The organism is Pseudovibrio sp. POLY-S9, from assembly GCF_001431305.1.
In the GTDB taxonomy this organism is placed as follows: Bacteria; Pseudomonadota; Alphaproteobacteria; order Rhizobiales; family Stappiaceae; genus Pseudovibrio.
Map to the genome: position 1 here is coordinate 176374 of NZ_LCWX01000228.1, position 5407 is coordinate 181780.

The following is a 5407-nucleotide window of genomic DNA, read 5'->3' on the forward strand; positions in this document are numbered from 1 at the left end:
GGTAATAGCATGTCTGCGCCTGAAAGGGATTGGGCTGCATTCGTAACAAATACCGATGACGGTAAGGCTCATATGGACCTTGCCGTTGACGGTATTACGTGTGCTGCATGTATGTACGAAATCGAGCGTGGCCTCCAGAAATTGGATGGTGTAGAAAAAGCACGCGTAAACCTGTCATCCCACCGTCTTTCAGTGGACTGGGATGGAGAGAAGACCAATCCATCTCCTATTGTCGATCTTCTCCAAAGGCTGGGCTATAAAGCGTATCCTTTTGATCCTGCTCAGGTAAAATCCCGCGGCGATGCTGTGGGCAAAGAGATCTTGCGCGCACTGGCCGTCTCTGGCTTTGCAGCAATGAATATCATGCTGTTGTCCATCTCAATTTGGTCTGGTAACGCATCCGACATTGATCCTGAGACCCGGTCTTTCTTCCATTGGATTTCCGCACTAATCGCACTGCCAACCGTCGTTTACTCTGGCCGCATTTTCTTCCGCAGTGCCTATATGGCAGTGAAAACAGGCCGTTTGAACATGGACGTGCCGATCACGATCGGTGTGTTGCTCGCAACTGGTCTGTCCATGTGGCAAACTGTTCAGGAAGCCGAACACGCTTACTTTGATAGCGCGGTGATGCTGCTGTTCTTCCTGCTTGTCGGGCGTTATTGCGATCATCTCATGCGCAGAAAAACGCGTTCTTTTGCTGAAAACCTCGCGACTTTGAAAGCTGAGAGCGCTGCAAAGATACAAGAGGACGGCAGTGCACTCGATGTACCTCTGTCAAAGTTGTCCGTCGGTGACCGCGTTTTGGTCAGAGCCGGTGAACGCATTTCCGTCGATGGCAAAATTTCGACGGGCACATCAGAAGTCGATCAGAGTTTGGTAACAGGTGAAACCCTCTTGCAGCCCGTTGGGGAAGGGGACCTTGTCTACGCAGGTACCATGAACACCTACGGTGTGTTGGAGATTGAGGTAACAGCCGCAGCCAAAGGCACATTGCTTGATGAAGTGAACAGACTTTTGGAAACGGCTATGGAAGGTCGCTCCAAGTACGTTCATATCGCAGATCGCGCCTCACAGCTTTACGCGCCCGTTGTGCACGCCGCTGCGCTTCTGACACTCGTGGGCTGGATCATGCTTGGTATGGCATGGCAACCAGCTTTGGTCATCGCGATCTCTGTACTCATCATCACATGCCCTTGTGCTTTGGGGCTTGCAATTCCGGCAGTTCAGGTTGTGGCAAGCGGCTTGTTCTTTAATGAACGAGTGCTGCTGAACGCTGGTGATGCGATTGAGCGTCTGGCGACAGTTGATACCATTGTGTTCGACAAAACCGGCACTCTGACATTGCCAGAAGCTTCGCTCTCAAAGGAGCATGGTCTTGCAGCTGAACAGTTAGAGCTGGCGGGTCGTCTTGCTCTGTCTTCTTCACATCCATTATCTCAGGCCATCGCAAAAGCAACCGGCGCACAACAAGCACTGCCAGATGCAAAAGAGAGTGCGGGCAAAGGGGTGGAAGCTGTCGTCGATGGAATGTGTGCGAAGCTAGGCTCTCCCGCATTTTGCGGTGTTTCTGATGAGCAGCTCGAACAAGCAAAAACGCAGCAACCGGATGCTTCCTTTGTCGCTTTCCAATCTGGAGACAAGCTTGCACAATTGCTTCCCGTTGGCCAGTTTATGAGGGAAGGGGCAACTGAAACGATCCAGAAGCTCAAAACTGCGGGCTACACAATTGAAATTCTCAGTGGTGACCATAAAGGTGCAGTCGAACACGCAGCGCAGATGCTTAGTGTTGAAAGTTGGCAAGCTGCTATGAAGCCTCAAAACAAGATCGACCATATCGAAAAACTGAAAGCACAAGGCAAGAAGGTTTTGATGGTTGGTGATGGCCTCAATGATGCCCCCTCGCTCGCGGCAGCAAACGTATCCATCTCGCCCGTTTCAGCAGTTCACGTCAGTCAGGCAGCAGCAGATGCAGTCTTCCTGGGAGATAACCTTGCGCCCGTTATGAGCGCACTGACAATCTCGAAGAAAGCGCGTTGGGTGATGAACCAAAATCTCGCCATTTCTGTTGTCTATAACTTGATTGCAGTGCCGTTTGCAGTGCTAGGTTTTGTCACACCTCTTGTTGCAGCCTTGGCTATGTCGGGTTCTTCCATTATTGTGACGCTCAACGCTGTACGCCTGAGAATGCTCGCAGGCTCATCTACTCAGCCTAATCCGGAGGCCTGAACAGAACTATGGAAGTCTTAATCTACCTCATTCCGATTGCGTTGTTTCTTGGTGGCGCAGGTTTGGTAGCGTTTTTATGGTCCCTCCGCTCTGGTCAGTATGATGATATGGAAGGGCCGAAATGGCGTATACTGGATGATGGTGATTTGCAGGAAAACAGTACACCGGTAGAAGCTGCTAAACGCAAGGTTTCCTGAGTAGGGACCTCAGCGTCACGAGCTGTATTTAGCGATAAGAGATATGAAATGAGAGGCTTGTAAGCGACGCGCTTCAAGCCTTTTTCTATGCAGCTTTGTAAGCAACAAAAAAGGCCAGCAAATTTGCTGGCCTTTTGCAATGAATTGAGGTGGCGTTTAGCCGCCAGCAAACTGATAAACAGCCTGGCCTTGCGCAGCATCCAGATCTTCTTCCGCTGGAGCATCGGTGAATGGCAACTCAAGAGTCTGCCATACATCCACCAGAGCATCGCGCAGATGATCAATCAGGGCATCGTTGTGGACTGGGCCCGGAGTGATGCGCAGACGCTCAGTGCCGCGTGGAACTGTTGGGTAGTTGATTGGCTGAATGTAGATGCCATGCTTATCCAACAGCAGATCGGTTGCCTGCTTACACAGATCAGGATCAGCAACCAGCACTGGAATGATGTGTGTGTCAGAAGGCATCACAGGAAGGCCTGCTGCTTTCAGTACATCTTTTGTGCGCTGTGCCTGACGCTGCTGACCTTCGCGCTCTACACCGGATTCTTTCAGATGCTTGATGGAAGCTGTTGCTGCCGCAGCAAGTCCTGGTGGAATAGCAGTGGTAAAGATGAAGCCTGGAGCATAGGAGCGAACCGCATCAATGATAGTCTGAGAAGCAGTGATATAACCGCCCATCACACCGAATGCTTTCGCCAGTGTACCTTCAATGATGTCGATGCGATCCATGACCGCGTCACGTTCAGCAATACCTGCGCCGCGCGGACCGTACATGCCAACAGCATGCACTTCGTCGATATAGGTCATCGCATTGTACTTGTCGGCAAGGTCACAAATGCGCTCGATCGGTGCGATATCGCCATCCATGGAGTACACGGATTCAAACACGATCAGCTTTGCGCGGTCGTTCCCAGCAGACTTGAGCAGGTCTTCAAGGTGCTCAAGGTCATTATGACGCCATACTTTCTTAGAAGTCCCTGCGCCGCGAACACCCGCAATCATGGAAGCGTGGTTCAGCTGGTCAGACAGGATCAGGCAATCAGGAAGCAACTTTGCAATTGTCGAAATGGACGCTTCGTTGGAAACAAAACCACTTGAGAAAACGAGGGCGCCTTCTTTTCCGTGGAGGTCTGCGAGTTCTTCTTCAAGCTGTACCAGAGGGTAGTTCGTGCCCGAGATGTTACGCGTACCGCCTGCGCCAGCTCCCATGCGCTGAACGGTTTCTGTCATGGCATCAATAACTTTAGGGTGTTGGCCCATCCCCAGGTAGTCGTTTGAACACCAAATGACGATTTCACGGAGGTTTTGATTTTCTTTACGCCACAGTGCGTGTGGGTGACGCCCTGCAATGCGTTCGAGATTAGCAAATACGCGGTACCGTTTTTCATCCTTCAAAGAAGCAATCGCCTCATTGAAGATATTTTGGTAGTCCATTTTTTGCCCCTTATATTGCGGCGGTATTATTCGGCGATACTTTAGAGTTAGCCTAAACTTAGCGATAATCCTTATCCCTGTCGAAGGACACATTGACGCGGTCCATGGAATTGCGGATTTATCAAAGGATTTTTTCACCTAACGCATATCAGCCTATATATATCGCAGACATAGTCTTTGACATAGAACTATAATTGGGCAGTCTTGCAATTTGTTATGTTCTCTGCCACACCTTGTAACTAATAACTGAATTTCTGTTCTAATTTAATTGGGTTACATCAAGTGACCGGGGCATGACTGCGTGAGTATAGACCTCTCATCCTTATCGTTTTTGGTGGTTGAAGACAGCGCTTATATGCGCACAATTCTGCGTACAATGCTTCAAGGTTTTGGAGCCCGGAAAATCGTCGAAGCGGAAGACGGAGCATCTGGTCTGGAGGCGATGGATCGCGCTAATCCGGATATCCTGATTCTCGACTGGGTTATGCCAATTCTCGACGGAGCAGACATGGTACGCATGATCCGTACCCAGAATAATCCGTACGCTTATATCCCGATTATTATGGTCACGGCCCATACCGAACGCAGCCGCATTATCGAAGCCAGAAAGCTGGGCATCCACGAGTTGCTGTGTAAGCCGATTTCTGCCAAAGCGCTCTATCAACGCATTGCATCGATTATTCTTCAGCCAAGAGACTTTGTGAAAACAGCAGGTTACTTCGGCCCGGCACCGCGTGAAATCCGCGGACACAAAAAGAACTGGGACGGAAACAGCATAATTGGCGAGGCAAACTCAGCCACGATGGTCTGAGCTTTCTTTTTCGCAATAAGGCATGCAATAACCTCCTCGGAGGCGCTGAGTTGCCCCCAAGGTGGATCATCTATGACGCCTACAGAGCGGAGAGGGCCTTGATCGCTTGATCCCATTTCTCTGATGGAAGACTGGATACCAATCGAATGAGTTTGGCGAACTCTGCTTCCTCAAGTTGGTAGCGAAGCATCTGTAGCTCTGCTTCGGAAAACTTTCCGTGTGCTGCTGTCGGGACATCTGCGTCGATGACTGCCTGATCCATTTTTACCTCCTGAAACTCCAACAAAATGAATATCAGCGGACACTTGCGCGAGAGCTCATGCAAGTGCGCTTGGGAGGCATACCCTCTTCCCCGATCCGCAAAACGGTTGGTTGGAAAACTACCCCAATACGCCCCCAAGACCACAGAAACGTCGCAGGACTCCCGTCACATGTAAACCAACTCCAAGATGAAATTTGGTCGAATTGTGGCACGTTGCATCTCAGGCACAGTGCCGCAAAGGCATGTAGAGCTCAGCTCAAGAACGTGGAATTTTATTTCATTGAGCTGATATTTATGTGTTCGGGTGAGTTTGTTTGTTTCGCGACCACTTTGGATTATCGATGGATTACCGTTGATAAGTGCGATTGCTTGCCCTCAGAAAAGTCCGCGCGTTAGAGAGGGCTCACGGCAGAGTTGTAAATTGTTCTAAAATTCAGTGATTTTTTAAAATCAGATTTCACAGAACGCGCAACA

General features: G+C 50.0%; 5 protein-coding genes. 3 read left to right on the forward strand and 2 right to left on the reverse strand.

The window, feature by feature from the left end; translation table 11 throughout:
- Positions 1-9 precede the first annotated feature (9 nt).
- Complete coding sequence (locus tag PPL9_RS23455; protein WP_057464973.1) at positions 10-2229, forward strand: cation-translocating P-type ATPase; 2220 nt, start codon at positions 10-12, stop codon at positions 2227-2229.
- A gap of 8 nt (positions 2230-2237) precedes the next feature.
- Positions 2238-2426, forward strand: a complete 189-nt coding sequence (ccoS, locus tag PPL9_RS23460; RefSeq protein WP_057464974.1) for a cbb3-type cytochrome oxidase assembly protein CcoS — start codon at positions 2238-2240, stop codon at positions 2424-2426.
- Positions 2427-2582: 156 nt separating this feature from the next.
- Here ccoS and hemA read toward each other — a convergent pair whose 3' ends face one another.
- Entirely contained in the window at positions 2583-3860 is a 1278-nt protein-coding gene (gene hemA, locus PPL9_RS23465) for a 5-aminolevulinate synthase (protein ID WP_057464975.1), read from the reverse strand.
- Between the two features lie 301 nt (positions 3861-4161).
- Between hemA and PPL9_RS23470 the strand changes: the two genes are divergently transcribed.
- Positions 4162-4671 (forward strand): response regulator, encoded by a 510-nt coding sequence (locus PPL9_RS23470; RefSeq protein ID WP_082597066.1) that lies wholly within the window; start codon positions 4162-4164, stop codon positions 4669-4671.
- A gap of 79 nt (positions 4672-4750) precedes the next feature.
- Here the strand turns inward: PPL9_RS23470 and PPL9_RS23475 are convergent, their stop codons facing one another.
- Complete coding sequence (locus PPL9_RS23475; RefSeq protein WP_057464977.1) at positions 4751-4933, reverse strand: hypothetical protein; 183 nt, start codon at positions 4931-4933, stop codon at positions 4751-4753.
- Between the last annotated feature and the right edge of the window lie 474 nt (positions 4934-5407).

Bases quoted from the DNA above. Each gene is read 5' to 3' on its own strand.
- PPL9_RS23455 (WP_057464973.1), top strand. From the start codon at position 10: ATGTCTGCGCCTGAAAGGGATTGGGCTGCATTCGTAACAAATACCGAT.
- ccoS (WP_057464974.1), top strand. From the start codon at position 2,238: ATGGAAGTCTTAATCTACCTCATTCCGATTGCGTTGTTTCTTGGTGGC.
- hemA (WP_057464975.1), bottom strand. From the start codon at position 3,860: ATGGACTACCAAAATATCTTCAATGAGGCGATTGCTTCTTTGAAGGAT.
- PPL9_RS23475 (WP_057464977.1), bottom strand. From the start codon at position 4,933: ATGGATCAGGCAGTCATCGACGCAGATGTCCCGACAGCAGCACACGGA.